Raw genomic sequence first — 24082 nt, 5'->3', positions numbered from 1 at the left:
ACTTGAACGGGTTAATTGGAAATCAGAGACAAGCTGCCTGAGTATAATTACTCACTACAAAAGTGACATACTCCCGAGTCATCCCTCCATGCCCCCTTCCGCTTCAGAAAAACCCACATACAAATTGGCTTCAATAGCATCAAAGCTAGTAGCGAAAAATTCATATTTCATAAAGCCTTCTACCTTTCAGTGTCCCTTGCTGAAACCTTAAAAAAGTTGAAACTACCAAGGGGGCGATCGCTAATCAATTTTTATCTAACCCTGTCATCAAAGTGACACAAGAGTGCTGCCTTAAAAATCCCCTTCATCTACTTGGAATACAGTCAATCCCAACGACCTCCACATATCAACAACTTGCTGGCGATCGTCCAACACAAACTTAATGTTATACTTCCCATCAATATGCTGCCGGTAGAATTCCTCCTTAATCAGAGAATCCTTCCTCATATCTCCGGTTTTCCGCATATAAAGAGCAGCATAATTAACCTCGTACTGCTGCAACCATTTTTCAGTTTGAGGCTGACAATCATCTGTTCGACCCGACACTACAATAATATGGGCGCTGGACTGCCATTTGCTAACGGTATCTAAGACGGGCTGATTCGGTAAATCGCGATCGCACGTCGAAGCATCAAAAGGATTTCTGCCGTTGAGAAGTGCCAGCGTACCGTCCATATCGACAATAATTGCATCCGGCAAATCCGGATTATATTCCGGCGGCACAACGGGAACCCGCACGTACTTATTGTACATCTTCATTATCACATCTTTGCCCACAGAATTAAGCCTTTTCAAATCCCGTTTAATACATTCCTCAACCGGAACTTGCAAGAAAGAATCATTAACTTCGACAACAGCTTTACCTTTAACCAACTGTTTAATATGCTCGATGTGAGAGCCAAAATTAGTATCATCAACAATGACGTGCTTGCCACTTTCCAAAGCCATCAAAATAATCGTATCTCTCAACTGCACAATAAACTTTTCATTCGCGGGCGACCAATGAGAAGCGTGAGCCATTTCTCTGAGCAAATCTTTATTACTGCGAACCCACTTTGCAGGTTCAGACAGCAGCAATTTTCTAGCAAATTGTGATTTTCCAGAAGCAGGTAAACCAACAAGTACAATAACTCTTTTCATGGTAATTGGTAATGGCTAATTGATCAGTTAAGGACGCAGTAACTCGCATTTGTAGGTTGTGCAATGCGCACCTTACCACTTATTCGTCCATTTCTGCTGGAACGAGAGCCAAGTGTAGATGCGGTTTCAACCGCCGATTTTGATGGCAAAAATTTATTAGTTTGTTTACAAACCTAGATGGATGTAATCTAAACCCAATAACTCCTCTGTTTTATGGATAGTAACATCACGGAGAGCTTCTTTCACTCCCGCAACTCTTCGGGCTCGCAAAGAAAACAAAATCCCGGAATAGGGCAAATGTTTCACAGCTAAAGCAAAATCTTTCTGAACTTCTATATGTTCGTGCTGTCGGTAAACTTCCTCGATTTCTCTAACCAAACATTGATATTTCTCCTTAACTTTTTCGTACAATTCAGTCCACTCAGGGAAATAAGCTAAAAACTCTTCTCCTTCATTAGTTAAAACAATCTCGATCAGGCGGCGGGTCGAAAACCCTTCGCGGAGATGAGAAATAGCGACATATTGCGGAGACTTAACTTTAACTCGGTTGAAGTTAGCATCGCAGATAATATACCCTTCCGAATCCATCGGATCTAAATGTTGAGCTGCTTCGAGAACTTCTTTCCAGCTAGTTAAAGGATAAGATTCGACGAATTCCCATCCGTATTTATTTGCCCAAATACTCGGGTCGGTTTCTTGCAGCGTTTGAGTGTTGCGAACCCCGTGCAGCACGATTTGATTGTTTTTTTGTTGGACAACTATTCTATTGTAAGGCGTCATCAACTCAAAGATAAAACACTGGTCGGTTTCTTGCGGTAATTGATATCCCAACTCTTGCCAGACTTTCCAAAAAAGTTCGGCAAAGCTGAATCCAAAACCGTTAACTTCGCCGGCGGCGTCGGGAGTGCCGCTAGATTGCACTCTCCATTCTCCCTTGTAAAAATAAAGTACAGTCAGAGAACCGTCTAGTTTTTGGTAAACTTTGGCATGACTCCAATCAATTGCAGCGGCGTGAATTTCTCCGTAATTAAAAAATTTGTCGTAGGGATAAGAAACTATCTGCCAATCTTGAGATGAATCTAAAATAATGCCTCGGCACTGCTGCACTATCTTTTCGCCCAATGGAGATTCTATCTGCGAGTATTTCAGACATACTAAATCGGGATATTGGCGGTGGCGGGTAACTTTGATATGATAAGTTTCGGACAAAGTTTCCAATCCGTGCTGGCGCAAATACTCTTGCAGTTCCACGATCGACTCCTAAATTGCTCGCCTTCTCTATATTATTATATATGACTTCATATTCTGGCAACCTTGTCAAGATAGTCAAAAAACATTTTTCCCGGAAAAGCCAGTTTTAATTTGGTATTTTAAATTATGGTTGTACATAGGTGAATGCGGTTCGCCGCCCAACTAAACTCTTGGAATATTAAGGGAAAAGACCGTGAAAAAGAAATTATTACTTTTGGCTACTTCTGCTGGTGTATTGACTGCTTTAGTACCTCTCTCGGTTGTTTTTGGCTCTTCCCAATTGTCGCTGCGACAATCGGGAACAACACAAATTGCTCAAGGAGACACTGCGGTTCCGGTAAATGAAATCTTGCCAAAGTTAAAAGGCAAAACGCAAGTGCCTATTTTTATTCCCAGCAGGATTCCGGTTTCGCAAAAAATGTACTATCAAACTACAGCAAAAGCAAACAACTATACTATTTCAATCGAGTATAAAGCAGATTGCGGCGGTACGACAGTTTGCACTTTTGGGGCAATTCTAGGTCAAAAAGGCGGGGAGTTTACTACAAAAGTAGAAGGGGTAACTAAGACGTTAAAAAATGTCAAACTTGCGGGCGGAGTGAAAGGAGTTTTTCATAACGGTTGCGGGGCTTACTGCACAGCAACTCTTGAGTGGAAAAATCAGGGTTTTATGTATACCGTCGTTATTAAGAACGGACGGGAATCTGATTTAATTTTAATAGCAAATTCTGCTATTAAAGCTGGGAAGCGTTAAGTTTTGCAGTCGGGGACGCACCACTTCTATATGTAGGGTGCGAACTGCGCACCTTACGGTTATTGTATGATAGATATTAACTCGCATTCGCCTCTTACAAGATGCTATGGTTTTTTTGCGCTGACCTACTTAGGGGGAAATCAGAATGAGGGGAAAATGGCTATTTGCAGCGATTTTTGCTGGTGTGGTGACTGCTTTTACGATCGCACCTTTGACACCAAACTCAGCGTTAGCAAGAACTGAACTCCCGATTACAGAAATCCGCTGGTTTAATTACTCCCCTGAAGATAGCTGGCAACCGATACAATTTATTGTACCCGATCGCAACACTGCAAAATCGGCCGGCCGCCGTAAGTTGCGGTTGTACGATATCCATATTGCCAAGATGTTTGAGATTTCTCATTTTCTGTGCGATCGCGATCGGGCTTCTGAAGGTTACAATTGGTCTTATCAAGCGGAAAATGGCAATATTGAAATGGGACGCTTCAAAATTAGCTGCACTCTAGCCCGTTCCATAACTCCAGCTTACGGGTTAGGGAAATCAGAAATTACAGTGATTCGCCGCCACTTCAACCTGAATAACGGTCGCCCTTCTATTGCAGCAGAAAAATATTCAATTCCCACTCTCAACATTGCTAAAAATAGAGTTTTGCAGTGGAGGGATTTTGTGCAAAAGTTTCCCTCAATCCCGGATAAATTAGCAAACCAAGCTAACAGTATTTTTCCTGCAAGTAACATTTTTCGGCAAATCAAAGGTAAAACGCGAGTGCCTGTTTTTCTGCCTAATATACTTCCTTTATCTGACACTCAGCAAGTTGATTTTGATGTGCAAGCAGGTTCCTACGGTTACATTGTGGGAATGTATTTAGGCAAAGGCTGCCGCGCCGGAGCCTGTTATTTCGGCACAATCGAAGCTAAAAGAAATGAACCGTTTTCGCCTCCTTCGCAATTGCCGCAGGATACTTACAGAAGCATTGAATTGGCCGGCGGCATCAGGGGAATTTATTTCAATAATTGCGGTGCTTACTGCACTGCTTTTGTTGAATGGCAAAGGCTGGGGGTACTGTACCGAGTCACAAGGAAAAACGGACGGCAGCAAGAAGTTGTCCAGATAGCAAATTCTGCACTTCAAGCAGGGCAACGTTAAATTGTGGTGGGAAATGAAAAAGGTCGAGCGACCTTTTTCGCATTAAATATGCCGTTGCTGTACAATTAAAAAGTACCTAAAAAACTAATGAGATGCCTGCGATTAGCGTTGAAGAAGCCAAGCAGAGTCTGCAAGCTATCTTGGAAAAGGTGGCCAAAGGAGAAGAAGTGACAATCCTACAAGAAGGCCAAGTAGTAGCTCGCGTAGTCCCGCCACTATCCAAGGAGCAGCGGTTAGCTAGGCGTAAAGCATTCCGAAACTCCATTAATGTCAAGGGCGAGCCAATGAGTGCAACAGTCATTAGGCTAAGGGAGGAAGCACGGTATTGATTTATATAGATAAGTAGGTAGGCGCTGTAAAACACACTTATGTTAAGGATTGTAAAGTACCCACATTCCCTAAGCGTGGCTAAGTTAGCCCTGTTTACATAATGCTACATAGCTCGGTTTAATCCCGCTTACCTACTTACTATTAAAGTAAAGTTCAGTTATTAATTGCCGTAGCTGAGGGCTAAAAGTTCGATCCCCCTTTGGTCAACGAAGCTGCTACAAATAAATACGATCGCTCTTTTCCCCTCGCAACTACATTTCTCTCCCCAAATCCCCCAACCTTTGAGCTAATTCTTTCGAGCTGCTGCTGAGCTAACTCGTCATGCTAACCAGGTTCATCCGGCTCGACGCTAGGTAAATCTTACATCGCCGGCAGCCTTTGCTTCGGAATGTCGATCGCCCCCGTGCCAGCGACGCCCAATGCAGGATGGGAAACATCATCAAGGCTAACTGCTACTGGCGGTCATACAATTTTAGATTTTAGATTTTAAATTTTAGATTGGCAATGGCTTATTATGTAAAGGTTTGGAGCTTGCCTACCGTTGCATCCTTTTTTCAAACTGGCGGTCAAAACCTGGTATTTCTATTTTATCGCCCGAATTATCCCAACCAGCAATTAAAGTCCCCACCTGCGGTACGCTAGATCAGGTGAATATATTGGCTGATTTCAAGCTATCCTCCGATCGATCTTATGTCCCCAACCACATCTGCCCCTTCCCGAACCGTTCGCATCGGTTCCCGCAAAAGCCAACTCGCTCTCGTGCAAACCCACTGGGTGCAAGAACAGCTACAGAAACACTTCCCGGAACACACTTTTGAAGTCCACACCATGTCCACCCAAGGGGACATAATTCTTGATGTCGCCCTCGCTAAAATTGGCGATAAAGGACTTTTTACCAAAGAATTAGAAACGGGAATGATTAACAATGAAACGGACTTTGCCGTTCATTCCCTCAAAGATTTGCCTACCAATTTGCCCGAAGGTTTAATTTTAGGATGCGTCACCGAACGGGAAAATCCCGCTGACGCCTTGGTAGTTCACTCAAAGCACAAAGACAAGCAACTAGACACCCTCCCAGAAGGTGCAGTAATCGGCACTTCTTCCCTGCGGCGGCTAGCTCAATTGCGGCACCATTTCCCTCATTTTGAATTTAAAGATATTCGCGGCAATCTCAATACTCGACTGGCTAAATTAGATGAGGGCGGTTACGACGCCATTATTTTAGCAGTTGCCGGTCTCGAAAGATTGGGTATGGGCGATCGCATCCACCAAATTATCCCTGCTGAAATCTCCCTTCACGCCGTCGGACAAGGTGCTTTGGGCATCGAATGCCGCGCCGGAGATACAGAAATCATGGCAGTAATTAAAGCTCTCGAACACTCGGAAACCGCCCAAAGATGTTATGCCGAACGCGCATTTCTGCGGGAATTAGAAGGCGGCTGTCAAGTGCCCATAGGCGTCAATACCAAAATAGAAAACGGTCAATTAACCTTAACGGGAATGGTATCGAGTCTCGACGGCAAGCGATTCGTCAAAGATACTGTTTCCGGCGCTGCCGAGACTGCTGAACTGCTGGGAATTGACCTAGCTCACCGCCTGCGCCAACAGGGAGCTAGTGAAATTTTGGAGGAAATATTTGTCCAAGTTCAGCGCGGTTCCTAAACCCGATCGGCATCTATTTGTCAATGCTTTTAGACTAATCTAGAGAGATCGCCTTTTGTAAAATAAAAATAACTGGCGGTTCGCTTTTGCTTTCACAGATACACTAGCAGTATGTTTGTAGATTTTTGATGGGATTTTAGATTGGACTTACGATCCCGACCTCAGAAACCCGGTTTGTTCTATATCTGGTCGTCAAACCAAGGATTTTCGCTGATTCCGGGTTTCTGAGCGTAAGTCCTATTAGAGCATAAAGTTGACCCTCGGTTTCAAAAAATTCTGACTAATTTAGGACGCTGCGCACGGGTGGAGGTTTCGATTTAGTACCCAAGATTTCTCCCAGAAACAGATTTATTTCGTAAGTCCTATAATTATCAATAGACCCATCCAAAATCTACAATCAAACATCCGAAATTAATCAGCAATCTATTTCAGAAAAAGGCAAAATATGAGCGCTAGGGAAAATCAAATAAAGCTGGAATTGAAAAAAGTTCAGCAACTTTATCGCAAAATGCAGGCAGACCAAAAAGCTTTGCAGCAGCAATTGAAAGAGTTTAAAACTCAGGCAGGAAATTTTTCGGATGTAGTCGAGCAAGTCTTGCCGTCCGTAGTTTCAGTTTACGTCATGGATTGGGAGACACAAGAAGAGATTTCTTCAGGGAGTGGCTTCTTTGTATCGCCGGACGTAATTGTCACGAACTATCACGTGGTCGAAGATATTGCCGATGAAGATTACTTCTATGAAGAAGATGAAGTCGAACAGGTTTTAGTGGAAACTCACGACGGAAAATTGAGATTGGCAGAGGTGGTGTTTACCGGTAATGCGGAAGAAGATTTAGTATTGCTCTTAATTAGCGATTTTACCTTCAACCCGGAAACAGGGGAACAAGTCGAATCTCCCCAGGAATATCCTCCCCTAGAGTTGTCTTTTGATGTGAAAGTGGGAGATACAGTAATTGCTGTGGGCAATCCTTTGGGGCAGTTTGCTTCAACTGTAACTCAAGGTATTATTAGTGCAATTCGCGAACCCGATGAGTATGAAGAAGGCGACGAAGAAGAAGATGATGTTGCTGAGGTGAAGGTGTTGCAAACTGATGCGGCGATTAATCCGGGAAATTCCGGCGGGCCGCTGATTAATATGGCAGGTCAAGTGGTTGGGGTGAATACGTGGGGATGGGAAGATGCTGATAATATTAATTTGGCGATCGCCTCTGAAGCTTTGGATGATTTTTTAGCTGGATTTGAAGAAAGTTTTGAGGAGGATTCTCAGAATTAGTCGGGAGTTGTCGGTAATATGTGGTTCGGGCGATCGCTCTTTTTCTGATAAGGGATGGAAAAGGCGATCGCTATTTCCTTAATTCGATACTGATGGCTTTGCGTTCAGTTTTACTAATGCGTAAAAATTATCAAACTGCATACCATTTTTGATGTTTACCGTCAATCAAAAAGTGAGATAGAAATTTGATTAGATCGTGAAAATTGTCGCGGGAGGAGAGTCCGGGCGATCGCTCTTTTGTTCGGCCCTCCGCAACGCGGATAAACACGGATGGAAAAAGGGCGATCGCTACAGCAACTCAGATTTATACTTGTTTTTGGCAGGCGCGTTAATATTGTGCCGCTCGCCATTTAAACTTAATCTAGACTAACAATCTCAAGGAACACAAAAAAATAATGCGCATTTTATTTGTATCCGCCGAAGCAGCACCCCTCGCCAAAGTCGGCGGTATGGGCGATGTCGTCGGCGCTTTGCCTAAATTTCTGCGGCGCATGGGACACGATGTCCGCATCTTCATGCCCTACTACGGTTTTATCCCCGACAAAATGGATGTTCCCAAAAAACCTGTTTGGGATGGGGCGGCCATGTTCCAAACCTTCTCTGTCTTTGAAAGTGTTTTGCCGGGAACCGATGTACCTTTATACTTATTGCAACATCCATCTTTCTTGCCGCGCCGCGTTTACGGCGGTTTAGATGAAGATTGGAGGTTCACTTTCTTTGCCAATGCTGCGGCTGAATTTGCCTGGAATCACTGGAAGCCCCAAATTATCCACTGTCACGACTGGCATACGGGGATGATACCTGTTTGGATGAGCCAAGACCCCGATATCAGCACGGTTTTTACTATTCACAATTTAGCTTATCAAGGGCCGTGGCGCTGGCGTTTGGAGCAGATGACTTGGTGTCCTTGGTATATGCAAGGTCACAATACAATGGCTGCCGCAGTACAGTTTGCCGATCGAGTAAATACAGTTTCACCGACTTACGCTGAGCAAATCAAAACCCCAGCTTACGGGGAAAGTTTGGAAGGTTTGCTTTCTTACATCGGCGGCAAAGTTTCGGGCATTTTGAACGGAATAGATACAGAATCTTACAACCCAGAAACTGACAAGTACCTTCATCAACAATTCAGTGTTGATACTATTGAAAAGCGCCCAGCTAACAAAATTGCCCTGCAAGAAGAAGTCGGTTTGGAAGTGAATAAAGGTGCCTTTTTAATGGGCATGGTGACGCGGCTGGTAGAACAGAAAGGATTGGATTTGATTATTCAAATGCTCGATCGCTTCATGGCCTATACCGACGCTCAGTTTATTGTACTCGGAACGGGCGATCGCTACTACGAAACCCAACTCTGGCAAATGACAGCCCGCTATCCCGGTCGGATGTCCACCCAATTACTCTACAACGAAGCCCTCTCCCGTCGCGTTTACGCAGGCTGCGACACTTTCCTGATGCCCAGCCGTTTCGAGCCTTGCGGCATCAGCCAAATGCTTGCCCTCCGCTACGGGTGCGTACCAATGGTTCGCCGCACCGGCGGTTTAGTCGATACGGTTTCCCACAACGATCCGATCAATAACACTGGTACAGGTTACTGTTTCGATCGCTACGAACCCCTCGACTTGTTCACCTGCATGATCAGAACTTGGGAAGGTTTCCGCTACAAAGATAAGTGGAAAGAACTGCAACAGCGCGGCATGAGAGAAGATTTTAGCTGGGATATTTCTGCCCGGAAATACGTCAACTTGTACAGCGATATTTTAGGACTGCCACCCGAAGAAACGGCACCGGAACCACAGCCAGAATTGATTCTTGGCAATGGGTAATTGGTAATGGGTAAGTTGACTGTTGACAGTTGACTGTTGACAGTTGACTGTTGGCTGTTGTTATTTGTTAGTTTTTAGTTTTTGGTTCCCATGCCCCATGCCCCATGCCCAATTCCCAATGCCCAATTAATCAACAAATAAATCGAGAGGTAAATGACCGTAAGTGCCGCTAAATCCACCTTCTGAGGAAGATTGACACGACACCAAAACGCCCCGGTAAGTTCCCATATAACCGTCAACATAATACGAACCCTTCAAAGTATTGAACTTAATATAAACCGAACCAGCAAAGGTCGAGACAGCATTGGGCTCTAAAACAGCTTGATATCCCAAAGCTTTCAAATAAGCTTCTAAAGCTAAAAACCCCTCATCCGTCGAAGAAGCGCAAACTCCCAGCATTTGGTAATCCGACAAACTTGCTACCAGCAAAATAGCTTGACGTAGCGCCTGTTTTTCCAGCGACGATGCTACAGATTGCATATCCAGACAAGTGAAATCCTTGAGGATTTGCTGTGCTTCTTCAACAGTTAGGGTAGTCGGGTTGTGAGTAGACATGAATTGCTCTGATATTTCCCAAAATTACGATCGACACTCGGGCACTCGTCAACGAATTTCTGCCATTGCAACCCTCGATCGACGGCGGTAACACTTGCGCAAGTCCTGATTATAGCCCATTGTGGACTCTGGCAATCAATTCGGACGATCGTCTTCGAGGGCTTCGCCAACGCCCAAATAGCACAAAAAAGCTAGTAGTTTTTACCCATGTTTTCAAGTTTAGATCAGTCCGCGTTTTTTCAGCTTTGCTAGCGCATCTTCGGCCGCATTTTTCTCAGCATCTTTTTTGCTTTTGCCTTTACCTTCTCCATAGAGTTTCTCTGCGACATAAACTTTAGCGAGAAATTCCGGCTTGTGGGGTGTGCCTCCTGCTTGGACTGTCACGTATTTGGGGGGAGTCGTGTCACCATTGGCCTGTACCCATTCTTGAAAGCGATTTTTCGAGTCTACAGTCGATCGAGTTTCCACAACATTTTCGGGAACAGAATCAAACATTTGCCACACAAACTGGCGAACTTTATCCATGTCTTGCGTGTCTAGATAGTAAGCGCCAATAAATGCTTCAAAAGTGCTGCTGAGCAAATTTGGGTTGGTAATCCCACCTTCTCGATAAGCTCCTTTTCCGAGCCGCATTTTTAAGTCTAAAGCGATTTCGGTAGCAAATCTGGCTAATTGTTTTTCATCTACTAATGCAGAACGCCGGCGAGTCAGTTGGTCTTCTCCCATTTCTGGATGACGCTGATAGAGATATTCGCCGCTGAGAAAAGTCAGCAAAGCATCGCCGAGAAATTCTAAGCGTTCGTTGTCTTCTTCGTGGAATGTGGGGTTTTCGTTGACGTAGGAACGGTGGGTGAGCGCTTGGCGCAGCAGTTTTTCATTTTTGAATTCGGGAAGGGTAATTTTGAGTTCTTTTGTTGGATTAGTTAATGGCATAGGAGTTTTGTAATGGTTATTGTTTTTGGAGTTGGGTGTTGTTATGTGGACATGAAAGAGCCGCAAATAGCGGTTGGTTTGGAGAATCTAGTTTATCAAATAAACTAGATTTTTGCTATCTGCGGTTAGGTGAATTTCAGGTATATTTAGGCGTCTAGTTTGTAACTATCAAGCAACTTCGGTAATTCATCCAGAAAGTAGAATTCATTTGCGAGCCTTTCCAGATTTTTATTTTTACTATCTCGTCGAGCCACGATTATCACCTTTTTACCCTTGTCTTGCAGCTTAGGAATCAAGATTTCGCCATTGCCGTCTCCAGACACAATAATAAATGTGTGTGGATATAGACTAATTGCTGCTTCACCAGAACAGTCAAAAAACAAACTGAAGTCAACAGCATCATCGATTTTCTGCACTACAGTAACACAATCAAAGCGAAAATTAACTAAGGTTTTTTTGGGAGAAATCTTATTTCTCTGTTGCCAATTGTCGTAAACCTTTCTGGTAACTACACATCCCAATGAATTCGCAAAGAGCAATAAGTTATTAGCTTGCTTTGCATTTGGGATGTTCTGATAATCCCAATAAATGGAAACTAAAGCTTGCTGTTGGTCGGTTGATTGGTTTGAGGTTCGATGATTGTCCGTCATTTGATTATGTCCTACAAAGATGTTGACTGGACAGCCTCGACATATCGCGCATCTAGCATTAATGGAACGTTGCCTGTGGATTTGCTCAAAAATGAACATCTCGGCACAGCACAATCTGTTACCACAAAACACTATAATTTTGTAGGGATTTGATTAGCGTCTTAGCTACAGGGTTTACAGAACAGGAACGAGTTTAGTAGCAGCCCGCTGAAGGGAAATGGAACTCAATAATGTTTGGATTTTTTCAAGCTTGTATCAACTTGTTAAAACGACATTAGACGTTCTTTCCGCTCAACGGGGTGCTAGAAACTTGCCCCAGTTTTATAAACCGTGTAGCTAAGACGACTCAATCAACATTCCTTGATTTTGAATGCGATATTTAGTTTTAGCTGTGCTTTTAGGCTAGCGTTCTAATTATTGGATGTCAAGTATTAACTCAAAATAATCTTATTACATCCTTAGACATCTCACCAAGGTTTTCGCCAATTTGACACCGATCGACCGTTCCCACATAAAAAACCCTCTCCCCCTCCCCCCGCGATCCCCTCTCCCTGCAGGCCCATCCCGCTTATCTCCGGCATTTGAACAGTAAATGTAAAAATATGTTGCAAACTTTGTACTGCTGTGTTAAGTTTAGTTACATAAGGTTGAAATTAAACGAGGTTTCTGGTCATGGAAAACAAAGACGCAAAAGTTGGCTTCACTGAGTTTGCTGAAACCTGGAACGGCCGTTTGGCAATGTTGGGCTTCGTTATCGGTCTAGCTACCGAATTCCTCACCGGTCAAGGCATTCTCTCTCAAGTCGGTTTAATGTAATCAGCTTAACTGCACAATAGCTGAAATTCAGTCGGGCGATCGACCCCATCACAATTGCAAAAGCCCCCCCGCTCATAAGTCCCCTTCACTTCACACGGAAGGGGGCTTTTGCATTTTCTCTCAAAAAATCCCACAGATGGCACAATCAAAAATCTTTTCCGTCTCGATATTTATCGCGAGACTAACTCCAGCCAACTAAGCAATTCCTACCGAATCCAACATCCTCATTTTAGGAGTCAAAGCAGGAAGCTTCACCAAACCGTCCCGTTTGTGAGTCCGCGCGCTGTGACCTAAAATCATCTCCGACAGATCCGGCATTTCCTGCCAGCAGTGCGAGCAGAACCAATAAATGCGATTGTGGCGAGCGTGGCGTAGTAATTGAGAGGAGCAACAAGGGCAACTATTCATGAGATTTTAAACCTTTTTTAAGATATGGAGCGATAACCAATTCATGACAGATATTGACGAATGTCGGCGCATCTCAACTTCAGACACAACAAGAAAAAATCTTTTTTCACTCACAACTTTGAGCGTCTCGCAAGTAGCACTTTTGGAAACCGAACAGCAACACCACTATCAGAAGCTGAACATTCCAAGGGGCCCAAGAGAAACCCCAAAGAAAACAACCCAGTCCGGCTAAAGCCACAAGAACAAAAATATCTTGAGATGTTTGCCAGTAAATCCAGACTGCCACCAGAGAAACTATTAGTAGCAAAATATAAGCTGAGGGCATAGTCGTCTTCTCCCAATGTGTCTGCAAACCGTCAGGAGCGATCCCTGACGATGTGCTTAAACTTAAAACTAAAACCTGAAGAACTTATGAAGACGAGCGAGTTGTCACAAAAAGTAAAATACTCCTGCCAGTTTATATTTTTCCGAGAAATCATCAGGAATATTGAGTTCATTGTTGAGGTCGAATCCGCTTAAATGAACGCACTACCCATAGGGAATTAAGCATCGCCTATTCGTATCAATTTCACCTCAAATACTGACAGGGTTGAAACGCCTGCCTGCCGGAATCTGGTTTTTAGTCTTAAGCTGACAGGACGAAAGGCACGGGGCCTAAGTGCTTACACTTATGCTGTACGATCGCACGGATTCGATCGCTCGGCACAATACCAAAGAAACCAAGTTTTTTTAACTTTCTTTGCCTGCAAGACTAATGCTTGAAAAGCTGCCCAATTCAATGGGGGCGAGCGATCTATTCTTGCTCCCAGCCCAAAGCTTCAGCGACCTGAGCAGCCAAAAACATCGGTTCAAAAGGCTTAGCAATCACGCTCACCACGCCTAAATCCGCGAACATCCGCCTGTCCCCAGCGAGAGCTTTAGCCGTCAATAAAATTACCGGAATGTGCTGCGTAGCATTATTAGCTTGTAACTGTAAAAAAGTAGTAGGCCCGTCTTGGTCGGGCATCATCACGTCCAACAGAATAGCATCAGGCTGTTCGGCAAGAGCCTTAGCAACACCCTCGCGGCCAGAACTCGCAGTCAGGACTTCCCAGCCCCCCACTACCTCAAGACTGACTTGAGCCACTTCCCGAATATCTTCCGCATCGTCAATAACCAAGATGCGCTTGGCAGTCAAAATTAACATTTTTTTAGGAATGAGAACTGATCACAGACTAGAAGCGAAATGCGAATATTTTGTAAAGCAAATTATCTTACCAGATCAGACTTTACAGTAAATTTTCAAAACTGTATAGCAGATGTTGAAGGCCCTTCGGGGAAGCTGAGCGGGTAAAAAGAAGGAAGAAAGAAGACCGAAGTTGTAATCGACCGCCAGAGTTTCAACAATTAAGAACATCCTAACCCTCCGGCGCGGTTGCTGTAAAATCTCCCCCCCAAAAAAAGCCGCTTTTCCACCTCAAATCGCGGTTTTTGCTCGCAATCCCCAATTGACGGAAAAGGCTGAGATTGTTTGTCGATGACTCGATCGAACAATCTGCACAAAATCAGTAACTTTGGGTACACCTGCATAGAAATTAACTTTCCGTTGTAAGCCCCTCCCTTTGAACTGGCAGACTTAAGAAAAAAGTGCTGCCCTCCCCCAAAACGCTCTCCACCCACATCCGGCCCCCGTGCTGCTGCACGATACTGCGACAAATAGCCAGCCCCAAACCAGTACCTCCCTTCTGGCGAGAATCAGAAGCATCAACCTGTTGAAAGCGTTCAAAGACCATCTCCAGCTTGTCTGCCGGAATACCCCGCCCTTGGTCTTGCACAGCAATCAGGATGTACGACGATCTCGGGACTGGCAAGTGCGGATGAGCGACGGCAGGCTCAGGAGACAACAAAGACGGAGACGACACCGACTTCAACCCAGCTTTTTCTGTAAAATCCGCATTGTGGATCAACTCCCCGCTCAGCCAAATCGTAGCCCCGGAGGGAGAAAATTTTATAGCATTACTGAGCAAATTTGTCAAGGCTTGAATTAGCCGATCGGGAACAGCTTGCAATTGCGCCCCCACAGGCCTCACCGACAGAGTAACTCCCGCCTCCTGAGCCATTCCTTGCATCTCGTCGGCCGCCTGCAGCATCAGCTCAGCGACATTGCAAGTTTGTTTGATGGCAGTGCTGTAATTCGACTCCATCCGCTCTAAATCTAGGATGTCGTTGATCAAGCGCACCAAGCGGTCAGTGTTAGTGACAGCAATCTCCAGCATCCGCTTGGCTTTGTGGGGGTAAACGTCAAGCAGGCCGCTGTTGAGGAGGCCGAGGGCGCCGTGAATCGAGGTCATGGGCGTCCGCAGTTCGTGGCTGACCACAGAGATGAATTCATCTTTCATGCGCTCGACCGCCAGTCGCTCAGTGATATCCTTAAAAGTCACCACAGCTCCAATAATTTCGCCTTCTTCTCGCATCGGAGCGACAACGTACTCAACCGGAAAACTGCTGCCGTCTCGCCGCCAAAAAACCTCATCGGTGACGCGCCGCGCCTCTCCGTCTTCCAAGGTCGCTAAAATTTGAGAACTTACCCGGTTCGGCAGCAGTTTGGCCGGGGCTGGCGGTGCGGCGCAGCCTGGGGCAATTTCAGCGCCTGAATTAATTTCTGTTGCAGGTGACAGTTGCTCGATCGCCTTTGAGGATTCTTCCTGTGAACGGTGTAAGCTTTCATAGAGCGGTCGATCGATCAATTGCTTCGATTCGCAGCCGGCCATTCTCACCGCCGCAGGATTGACAAAAGTTACTTTTCCATGTTTGTTCAACCCGCAAATTCCTTCTCCTGCGGAGAACAAAATCATTTCTGTTTGGTGGCGGAGTTGTTCAAAGGCTTTTTCGACTCGCTTGCTGTCGCTGATGTCGCGAGCGATGGTGGAAACGCCCGTTACCGCTCCAGTGGCATCTTTAATCGGAGAAATTGTCAGGGACACATCTATCTGTTGACCGTCTTTCCGCAAGTGCACGGTTTCGTAATGGTCGATGCTGGCTCCAGCCCTAATATTTTCCAGAATTTGGGGCATTTCCTTGGGGCGTTCGGGTATGGCTAAAATCTCGATCGACTGCCCCTTGATTTCCGCGGCACAGTAGCCGTAAATCTTCTCTGCTCCTGCGTTCCAGCTCTGAATTGTCCCGGCGAGAGTTTTGCCGACGATGCCGTCGTCGGAAGACTCGACAATCGACGCCAAGCGCACGAGTTCGTCTCTAGTTTGCTTGTGTTCGGTAATGTCGCGACCCAAAATCACGATACTTTTGCGTCTGCCGTCGGGGTGAAATACGGGTACTTTAATCACGTCGTAGATTTTCACAGTACCGTTCGATCGGAGAATCACTTCTTCTCCCCTAGAAAGCTCACCTTTTGCCCACGCTTCTCGATCGCTCACCTCGCACGCCTGTAGGGCCTCGCGGTAAAAACTGCTGAGTTCTCCTAGCTGAAAATCTTTAAGGCCGCGGTAGTCTATTTTTTCTAGCTCGAACACTTCCAATATCGCTTGATTTGCCTCCTGCCACCTGCCCTCACCATCTTTGAAGCAGACAATATCTGGCATGGCATTGATCAGCGAGTTGAGATAGGAGTTTTCTCGCAGTGCAGTTTCTACCTCCGCCCGCTTGGCGATTTCCCGTTGCAGGTTTTCGTTTGCCGTTTGCAGCGAGTTGATTAACAAACTTTCTGTAAAATTCCGTTCTTTAATTACTTCTTGAAGTCTGTGGAGTTCTACCGACAGCCGCCTGCGTGCCAACAAATTCTCTACCCGCAAGTGCAGTTGGGCGGGTTCAGCGGGACTTACTATCAAATCGTCTATTCTGCGTTCGAGTTGTTTTGCCGGCCGCGAAAATGGCTGCTCAGAAAGAGCAGGCGTTTGGGATTTACTAACAAGCAAAAACGGTAAAAATATCGGCTCGGCGGCAGCTTTTAATGTTTCTACCAGCGGCCCGATGCGATCGAAATTTGCCTCGTCGAGAATGCACAAGTCAAAAGCGATTTGGGGAATGGGAAATTCGGAGTTGTGATCTAAAGCGCGATCGAGTACGATCACCTCATGCTCGGTGTTGAGGTGGGCGAGCGGCAAATTAGGTTGTGGGTGGCGATCGACCAAGAGTAAAATGCGGCTCATTAGTTTGTTGATTTCCCCATGACTAATGATATGATGTCCGGTAAATTAACCATTATACGGTTTGTATTGAGGAATCCCTTCCTCTTTGTAATCAGGACTCAAGCCCTCACTACAAACAAATTTTACAGCGCTACAACGACCGGATGCGATCGTAATGATGAAAGCATTAGGCAGCAATATCCGAATCTCCCAGTCAAGAAAAGTTGATAATTCTTGAATTGTTTTTTCCTTCAAAAAATGACTAATGACTGTTGACTAATTCAGTTGGCGGGGGCGGGTTTATATTTAGTATTTGGCTTTGCAGTGCTATTTTGCTGGTGAAACCCGCCCCTACAGACTAATGACTAATGACTGATGACTAATTACTTTTTACGGCATTCCGAGCGGAATCAAAGTATCTTCCGGCATATAGCTAGAGTAACGATCCGCTTCCGATAAAACCGCAATCAGCCTCATCTGCCAGTCGGGCATAATTTGCAAATCTGCCCAGGGCACTGCTACCTCTAAACATTTATCCACTCCCACCTGAGCCCGGCTGATCCTGGGATGCCACTCATCGCCCTCTCCTGCTTCCTGAAACCAAATCGATTTCGTCAGTAAATTAATCTCTAACTGATGGTGGAATCGGTAGTTTAGCGGTGCTTCGTCGGGCAAACCAGACAGCGGAATCAGACTGTTGTTCATCGTGCGATCGGGATAAAACCACAACAAATTTAACTCTGGAGGGCAATCAATTCCCGGCCGCACCCCTGCCTTGAAGTCGGCGCGAATGTAAAAATTCAAGTGGTCAACCCCGTACCAAAGTCGCTGAATTGCCGAACTCCGGTGCATCGTACCCCTTGCTCCCCCAACTTCAATCCGGCCGGCTTTGTCCCAATCCTGTTCGTTGCCGATACCGTCAATCACCGGGTGAATAAAGCTCAGCGGCAGGTGGTCGCCTTGAACCTCGTGCACCTCTACTTGCCGGCGCACTTCCGGGGGTACGGGCTCGCCGAGAGCTTTGTAAATTCCCGCTACGTGTTCGCGAAATAGCTGGTCGAACATGGCATCTTGGTTCGACGTGTGGCCTTCGCCAAACCACCAGAACCAGTCGGAACCTTCGGCCGCATAAAGCGCTTCCCAAGCTTCTGGGTTGCTTTCTTCAGTGGCCTCTGGATGGTTTGCCAGCATTTGTCTCGCGGGCCCTAATATGTCCCAAGCGCGATTTTTCGCGGGATCGCCGATCCAAGTTGTGAGAGAACCGTCCACCCAGGAACCGGTGTGCAGTTGGGCTGCGGGAATTGTTTCGGTTGCTGGGAATTTGTCGAGAAATTCCGAGACTGTGACTAATTTGATATCTGGATTGTCGCTGAGAGTTTGATATAGAGATTCTAAGAACGGTTTGCCGTCTTGGGGATAGAATTCCCAGCAATTTTCGCCGTCTAGGGCGATCGTCACTAACCAGGGATTTTCTAAAGCTGTTTGGCCGTCGGACTGTCGGTGTTTGAGAGTTCTGCCGATCGCTTCTAAGTGTCCCACTAAATCTGATGCTGCTTTTTCCGGTTCCATCGAACCGTAGGTAAACCCGATCAAGTCGGACAATCTGTGGTCTCTAAATACTATGGCTAAATCGCCGTCAGGAGTTTCTAAACGGTAAGGGCGATATAAGAATTCTGGTTCGTAGACATTCCCTGTCGCGTCGCGGTTAAAAAAGTGTTTAATTGTCCACCCCAATACTGCTTCGTCCGAGACTATCCATTTAAAGCCTTGTTTGGCAATGTAGGGCAAAATTTCCGGGCTGACTGCTTGTTCCGACGGCCACAAACCGCGCGGTTGGCAATCAAACCGGTCTTCATACATTTCCCAGGCTTTTCTCAGGTGTCGGGGAATATCTTCTTCCCACTGAAACCGGTGTTGTGGCAGCGTCATATTTGGAATAGCTATACGGCCGCCATTAGTGTCGGCAAGCAGCGGTAAAATCGGGTGTGTGTAGGGGGTTGTGGAGACTTCCAACTGTCCCTCAGCTTGCATTTTACGGTGCTGGGGAATGATACGAGCGAGGATTTCTTTTTGTTTTAAGTAGATGTTTTTTCGGTCGGCCAAACTAAAATTTTGTTCTTGTTTCAGCCACCCTGCAATCTCGGGGTCGTCCCAAAACAGCGGGTCAATCCAAGCTAAATTGTGCCACGCCAGCAAGTCGCTAAAATCCTGCAACTTCCAGTTTACCAAACACCACTGAATGCCTTTTTCTTGCCGCTGAGTGTAGAGTTGAGCGTAGCGGGGATGCGGCTGAATCAGAGTGTGGTAATTGGCGTCAAAAAAGTGTTCTAAAATGAACTCTTGTTCTGGGATGGTTAAAATTTCTGCTGGCTTTAATGTCACCGTCAAGTAAGGGTCTAATGCTTTGTCTGCGATGCAGTCTTCTATCTGCAAAATCAAGGACGGAACCAGGTTTACGGTTTGATGAAGTTTGGGATATTTTGCCAGCATTAGCACTAAATCCAAGTAGTCTTTGACTCCGTGCAAGCGCACCCAAGGCAGTCGGTATTGAGCCTCTGTGGAGTTAGCTGATACTCTGGATTTGTACAGCGGTTGATGTTGGTGCCAAATGAAGGCTACGTAAAGGGGGTGAGACATTGAATTTGGTAATTGGTAATTGGTAGTTGGTAATTGGTAATTGGTAATTGGTAATTGAATTTGGTAATTGAATTTGGTAATTGGTAACAGTCAACAGTCAACAGTCAACTGTCAACTGGTAATTGGTAACAGTCAACAGTCAACTGTTAAACGTCAACTGGTAACAGTCAACAGTCAACTGTCAACTGTCAACCGTCAACTGCCAACTGACTAATTACATTACCTGTTCGACTTCGGCAATTTCGGGGATAGCCTCGCGCAGGCGGCGTTCAATGCCCATTCTTAGAGTCATTGTGGAACTTGGGCAAGAGCCGCAAGCTCCTTGCAGCCTCAGGTGTACCACTGGGCCGTCGATTTCTACGAGTTCGACGTTGCCGCCGTCGGATATCAGGTAGGGGCGCATTTCATCGAGAACTGTTTCGACGTTATCTCTGGTTAGTGCTAGTGTCATATTTCGCCTCTGTGATGATTTCTTGCAGTTGATTTTGTTTGATTTGACTTAAGGGCAGCATTCTCAACCGCGCGAGATTTAAGAAAAAAACCGGGTTTCTTAACAAAAGACTTGCGTACTCAGGTGAGCTGGCTGCATGAAACCCGGTTTCTGTCACGCTGATGCTCGATCTGAATTCGCTCTCTCGTTCGATCGTAGCCTTACTTGCTGCCAAATCAAGTTGATTCTGATACGTTAACCAAAAAAACCCGTTTTATTTAACAAATGGGGTTTTCGATCGCGCTACACTACTGCTGGTTCTAGCAGTTTGACGTTGGAGTAGTTGAACTCGGTTGTTGTCAGTTGACCTTTTTCTTTCGATCGAACTACTTGCTTGGTCATGACATAATAGTCGCCTATCTTGTCAAAGGTATCTTCAAATTCGAGTTCTCTGATGATTTCGTCGGTTTGGGGGTTGCGGAAAACGGCATCGTAGTGGCTGGCCAAAGAACCTTCGGGTGTCTCTAAGCTTTTGTGGGTGTCAATTACGAAAGCCATGCGGCCCATTACCCGGCTGACTTGACAAATTGAGAGACCTCGGATTTTATAGTTAGACCCCATTGAGTCGCCTTGCACTAAAATATCCACAGCGTCGGTGCTGTCTTTCTCGCCCAAGGTGAAGCTATTTTTGCCGTGAGATTTTTCAAATGTCGAGCGCTTGCGGTGGGTAACAATGTCCCGCATTTGGGTGTAAACGCTTTGCTGCACTTCCTCGTCTTCAATGCCGCTGACTTCCACGCTCATGTCGGGTTTGATCGAAACATGACCGGTGTATACTTCCTCGCCCTGTTTGAGTTCAATATCGGCACTGTAACCGGGAAAATTAGCATCCCAGGTATAGCGGTGTTCGTAAGCAGCGCGAAACAAATCGCGAGCGTTGGCTTGCTCTGTCATAAATCCCTCTTTCTCTTGACACCCATCTAGTTTAGCTTAACCGCGAGAAGCCCCACATTCACTGGATAGGGGAGTTACCCGCACTCCTGGCGATCGCTTCTTGAGCGTGCTGCTGGGCTGGCAATTCGATCGCAACAAGAATTTACTTTCTCTATCGGTTGCTATGATCTGAAAATAAAGTCACAAAATGCCTGGTTATTGAGAGCGCGATCGGTCGATCGCCAGACAGCAGTCTTAGTTATGGGTTATCTTGAAAACACTTGTGTCCGCTTTTTAGGGGTTGCACCTGTGGCAACTATCAGATCCCCCCATTAATAAAATGCTAGAAACAGTCTACAAACATTTAGAAACATTGCAGAAACAAGCTAGCGAATTGCCACCGCCGCACCAGGCAATTTTAACAAAAACTCTGGAAAATTTATCAAATTCTTTGCAGGAAATAGCAGCCAGCAGCCTGTTTGAAAGCGCGAGATATAACGAAGCAAAGCTGGTTGAAATTGAAAAAAATAATCGCCTCTTGGAACGCACTGTCGCCCAGCAAGTAGGGCAAATCAGACAGCTACAGGAGCAGTTGGCAAAACAAATCAGCCAGTACCGCAGGGACAATCAAGGATTAATTAAAAACGAAGCAAAACTGCAAGCTCTGCTGCGCAATTCTCCGGATCTAATTAGCATTGTCGGCTCCGACGGGCGAGTACGATACCACAGCGGAGCTTTACAGCGGCTTTTGGGTTACAACCTAGAAGAAAGAATTGGCAATTTTCACGGCGAGTTAATCCATCCAGACGATTTGCTGGCTTGGCAGGCGTATTTTGGCAATTTGTTAGAAGCTCCCGCAATTTCTAGACCGATCGAATATCGGATACGCCACGCTGACGGTTCTTGGCTCTACATGGAGTCGATAGGTAACAGTTTGGTTTACGATTCTAGCGTGCAGGGAGTTATAATTAATTCGCGGGAAATAGGGGAACGCAAGCAAGCAGAAATAGCTGTGCGAGAGTCGGAACTGCACTACAGAGTTATGTCGCAAATTACTTCGGATTTTGCCTATTCTTTTAAGGCACTGCCAGACGGCAAGTTCGCCTGCGAGTGGGCGACAGAAGCTTTTGAGCGCTGCGCCGGTCTCGTTCCTGAAGAATTAGAATCGTTTGGTTGGTGGAACTCCGAGATCGTTCATCCCGACGACCGGGAAATATTAATTAAACAATTAGAATGCTGTAGTTTCAGCCGCACGGGAGCCAACGAGTATCGCATTATTAATCAAAAAGGCGAGGTGCGCTGGGTGCGGGACTACTGGCAAGTGGTGTGGGACAAAACTGCTGAACGGGTTGTCCGTTTGTGGGGCGCTTGTCAGGAAATTACCGATCGCAAGCAAGTAGAATTGAAACTGCAACTCGTTAACCAAGTTTTGCAAGCGCAGATAGCATCGGCCCCGCTGGCGATTAACTGTACCAGCAATGACGGCAATACCGTTGTTTGGAACCGCGCCGCCGAAAATTTTTTTGGCTGGACTGCGGCTGAGGTTTTAGGGAAACCTTTACCGAATATTCCAGGAGGCCAAAAGCAAGATTTTTACGCGCTGTTGAAGTCTGCGTCTAATGGCCAACCGCAAAACGGTTTGGAAGTATCTTTGTTGAAAAAAGATGGTAGCTCGATCGATGTTTGGTTTTGGACTGCTCCCGTGCGAGATGCGGGCGGTCAGACTGTCGGCAGTATCAACATATTTTCCGATCTTTCAGAACGCAAGCGCATAGAGGAAGAGCGCCAAAAACTAGCAGCGATGAAAGATATCGAGGAACCTTTTTGGGCGCGCTATGTCAGCCCTCCAAAAACCCAGAAAAAAAATGGCGATCGGTAATCTCATCAAGCACAAGTTAAGAGCATGAAAAGTGTGAAACTGCAATCTTTTGCTGGCGATATCATTTCCGGTAAAATAACCTATTTGATGGGAGTGGTTTGAGCGGACATAATATGATAAATATACCCGGCGGCTAGGTGTAGTATTTGGTCTGCTGTGCTGTATAAAACTCTAATTACCTAAAAATAATTGATTGACCAGCTACCGAATTTATTGAGGGAATCTATCGATCAAGTGTCCGATTTATCAGGCGGAAGACTTGTCAGCACGGTAAATATTCGAGTTTTTGAATACGCCGCTCGAATCTTTACTGGTTCCCAGATTTCTCCTGGCTCCTGAAAGCGGCTAAATCTCCGTGAGTCTGGCAAGCTTCACTTAACTCTATGTAATCTAAGATATTGGAAATTACCTTAGAAAGGTGGATAGCCGAACGGTGAGCTTCTTGGATAAAATCTCTCTCCTCGATCGGATCGTCTGCTTGATCGTCTATGGTTAGTTGTAGATAGCCGATAATGTGATTTAGGGGAGTGCGCAGCTCGTGGGACGCCTTCAACAAAAATTGCTTTTTGAGCTGGGATAGTCCTTGTACTCGCTTGCTGCGCTCTTGGTAGAGGGTGGCGAGGGCGATCGCACTTCCTACTTGATCGGCAAGTTCTTGTGCAAATTCGATTTGGCATTGAGTCCAAGGTCGATCGGTCTTACCCTTCCGCGACGATCGGCTCTCGCACCGATGCAAGCTAATTATGCCGTTAGGTTGGTCTTGATAAGCGGTAGCCACCACTAGCAGCGACTGCGGCCCAAAAGGGTCATTGGCTGCAAAGGACTCTACTACCACCGGTTCGAGGGTGGCTAGAGCTTGAATGAAATGAGGTGCTGCTGTGAGCGAGATTTCCATTCCCAGCATGGGTAAAAATGGTTCTTGGCAGTATTCAGCAGCTACTTTGACTTGCAGGCTAGAACTTTCATAGGGACAAATGATGCAGCGGCTGACGCCTAGTGTTTCTCCCAGACTGTTAACTGTTTGCTGCCAGATGGTATCGAGATCCAAGGTTCGACGAATCTTTCTGCCAATTTGGAGTAAAAGTTTTTGCGATTGAGCTGATATTTGCTGATTCATAGCAACCCTTGTTCTACTAGACTGGCAAAAGTGTACCACTGGGCCAACAGAGCAGGAATTTACCGAATTTGCCAGCCTGCCGCTGTCCGATTTAGAAATTACGTAATTATACTTAAATTTTGCCACACGCCGTCAAACATTACTAACTGGAGTTTAGACTAAAAAATGGTCACAGCTAAAAGTAGCTGCCTTTTAACAGAAGGCAAGCTGTTGCTCAAAA

The 24082-nt window shown here is 45.8% G+C and carries 23 protein-coding genes; 9 read left to right on the top strand and 14 right to left on the bottom strand.

The features are described from left to right. Positions 1-291: 291 nt before the first annotated feature. Positions 292-1140, bottom strand: a complete 849-nt coding sequence (locus tag QUA78_RS27770; protein ID WP_333304412.1) for a phosphatase domain-containing protein — start codon at positions 1138-1140, stop codon at positions 292-294. Between the two features lie 165 nt (positions 1141-1305). Next, a complete protein-coding gene (locus QUA78_RS27765; protein WP_333304413.1) occupies positions 1306-2391 on the bottom strand; it encodes a T4 RnlA family RNA ligase in 1086 nt (361 codons plus the stop codon). A gap of 193 nt (positions 2392-2584) precedes the next feature. Between QUA78_RS27765 and QUA78_RS27760 the strand changes: the two genes are divergently transcribed. The 6 genes from QUA78_RS27760 (at position 2585) to glgA (ending at position 9380) form a co-directional block, all read left to right on the top strand. After that, positions 2585-3145, top strand: a complete 561-nt coding sequence (locus tag QUA78_RS27760) for a hypothetical protein (RefSeq protein ID WP_333304414.1) — start codon at positions 2585-2587, stop codon at positions 3143-3145. A 145-nt stretch (positions 3146-3290) separates the two neighbouring features. Beyond that, positions 3291-4292, top strand: a complete 1002-nt coding sequence (locus QUA78_RS27755; protein ID WP_333304416.1) for a hypothetical protein — start codon at positions 3291-3293, stop codon at positions 4290-4292. Between the two features lie 92 nt (positions 4293-4384). After that, the gene (locus QUA78_RS27750) at positions 4385-4621 is read left to right on the top strand and encodes a type II toxin-antitoxin system Phd/YefM family antitoxin (RefSeq protein WP_333304417.1); all 237 of its coding nucleotides are present in this window, start codon (positions 4385-4387) and stop codon (positions 4619-4621) included. A gap of 691 nt (positions 4622-5312) precedes the next feature. Beyond that, positions 5313-6284 (top strand): hydroxymethylbilane synthase, encoded by a 972-nt coding sequence (gene hemC, locus QUA78_RS27745; RefSeq protein WP_172192941.1) that lies wholly within the window; start codon positions 5313-5315, stop codon positions 6282-6284. A gap of 445 nt (positions 6285-6729) precedes the next feature. Next, positions 6730-7557, top strand: coding sequence for a S1C family serine protease (locus tag QUA78_RS27740; protein ID WP_333304418.1), 828 nt, complete (start codon positions 6730-6732; stop codon positions 7555-7557). A gap of 395 nt (positions 7558-7952) precedes the next feature. Then, a complete protein-coding gene (glgA, locus tag QUA78_RS27735; RefSeq protein WP_333304420.1) occupies positions 7953-9380 on the top strand; it encodes a glycogen synthase GlgA in 1428 nt (475 codons plus the stop codon). A 126-nt stretch (positions 9381-9506) separates the two neighbouring features. Here glgA and QUA78_RS27730 read toward each other — a convergent pair whose 3' ends face one another. The 3 genes from QUA78_RS27730 to QUA78_RS27720 form a co-directional block, all read right to left on the bottom strand. After that, positions 9507-9935, bottom strand: coding sequence for a DUF1824 family protein (locus QUA78_RS27730; protein WP_333304421.1), 429 nt, complete (start codon positions 9933-9935; stop codon positions 9507-9509). A 219-nt stretch (positions 9936-10154) separates the two neighbouring features. Then, the gene (rnc, locus tag QUA78_RS27725) at positions 10155-10868 is read right to left on the bottom strand and encodes a ribonuclease III (protein ID WP_333304423.1); all 714 of its coding nucleotides are present in this window, start codon (positions 10866-10868) and stop codon (positions 10155-10157) included. Positions 10869-11014: 146 nt separating this feature from the next. Beyond that, complete coding sequence (locus tag QUA78_RS27720) at positions 11015-11518, bottom strand: NYN domain-containing protein (protein WP_333304424.1); 504 nt, start codon at positions 11516-11518, stop codon at positions 11015-11017. Between the two features lie 672 nt (positions 11519-12190). On the opposite strand from QUA78_RS27720, the gene QUA78_RS27715 reads away from it, so the two are divergent. Further along, the gene (locus tag QUA78_RS27715) at positions 12191-12334 is read left to right on the top strand and encodes a chlorophyll a/b-binding protein (protein ID WP_172191134.1); all 144 of its coding nucleotides are present in this window, start codon (positions 12191-12193) and stop codon (positions 12332-12334) included. A 195-nt stretch (positions 12335-12529) separates the two neighbouring features. On the opposite strand, the gene QUA78_RS27710 is transcribed toward QUA78_RS27715, so the two are convergent. From QUA78_RS27710 to QUA78_RS27685, 6 genes are all read right to left on the bottom strand, one after another. Then, positions 12530-12742: a hypothetical protein gene (locus tag QUA78_RS27710; RefSeq protein WP_333304426.1), complete on the bottom strand. Its 213-nt coding sequence runs from the start codon at positions 12740-12742 to the stop codon at positions 12530-12532. Between the two features lie 106 nt (positions 12743-12848). Continuing rightward, on the bottom strand, positions 12849-13067 hold the full coding sequence (locus tag QUA78_RS27705; RefSeq protein ID WP_333304427.1) for a hypothetical protein: 219 nt from the start codon (positions 13065-13067) through the stop codon (positions 12849-12851). 468 nt (positions 13068-13535) lie between these two features. Further along, positions 13536-13928, bottom strand: coding sequence for a response regulator (locus tag QUA78_RS27700; RefSeq protein ID WP_333046072.1), 393 nt, complete (start codon positions 13926-13928; stop codon positions 13536-13538). Positions 13929-14128: 200 nt separating this feature from the next. After that, on the bottom strand, positions 14129-14311 hold the full coding sequence (locus tag QUA78_RS27695) for a hypothetical protein (RefSeq protein WP_333304428.1): 183 nt from the start codon (positions 14309-14311) through the stop codon (positions 14129-14131). A 5-nt stretch (positions 14312-14316) separates the two neighbouring features. After that, complete coding sequence (locus QUA78_RS27690) at positions 14317-16887, bottom strand: PAS domain S-box protein (protein WP_333304429.1); 2571 nt, start codon at positions 16885-16887, stop codon at positions 14317-14319. 369 nt (positions 16888-17256) lie between these two features. After that, entirely contained in the window at positions 17257-19503 is a 2247-nt protein-coding gene (locus QUA78_RS27685) for a glycoside hydrolase (RefSeq protein ID WP_333399136.1), read from the bottom strand. A gap of 67 nt (positions 19504-19570) precedes the next feature. On the opposite strand from QUA78_RS27685, the gene QUA78_RS27680 reads away from it, so the two are divergent. Next, a complete protein-coding gene (locus QUA78_RS27680; RefSeq protein ID WP_333306780.1) occupies positions 19571-19717 on the top strand; it encodes a hypothetical protein in 147 nt (48 codons plus the stop codon). Here QUA78_RS27680 and QUA78_RS27675 read toward each other — a convergent pair whose 3' ends face one another. Beyond that, on the bottom strand, positions 19718-19954 hold the full coding sequence (locus tag QUA78_RS27675) for a NifU family protein (protein WP_006632519.1): 237 nt from the start codon (positions 19952-19954) through the stop codon (positions 19718-19720). Positions 19955-20236: 282 nt separating this feature from the next. Continuing rightward, on the bottom strand, positions 20237-20887 hold the full coding sequence (locus tag QUA78_RS27670) for a DUF3386 domain-containing protein (protein ID WP_333306778.1): 651 nt from the start codon (positions 20885-20887) through the stop codon (positions 20237-20239). Between the two features lie 319 nt (positions 20888-21206). Between QUA78_RS27670 and QUA78_RS27665 the strand changes: the two genes are divergently transcribed. Then, positions 21207-22745: a PAS domain S-box protein gene (locus tag QUA78_RS27665; protein WP_333306776.1), complete on the top strand. Its 1539-nt coding sequence runs from the start codon at positions 21207-21209 to the stop codon at positions 22743-22745. A gap of 307 nt (positions 22746-23052) precedes the next feature. On the opposite strand, the gene QUA78_RS27660 is transcribed toward QUA78_RS27665, so the two are convergent. Next, a complete protein-coding gene (locus QUA78_RS27660) occupies positions 23053-23862 on the bottom strand; it encodes a GAF domain-containing protein (protein WP_333306774.1) in 810 nt (269 codons plus the stop codon). Positions 23863-24082: the final 220 nt, after the last annotated feature.

Origin of the sequence: Microcoleus sp. K4-B3 (assembly GCF_036704615.1) — a bacterium.
GTDB lineage: Bacteria > Cyanobacteriota > Cyanobacteriia > Cyanobacteriales > Microcoleaceae > Microcoleus.
Note: the sequence above shows the minus strand (reverse complement) of the source record. Positions and strands in the feature narration are given on the sequence as shown.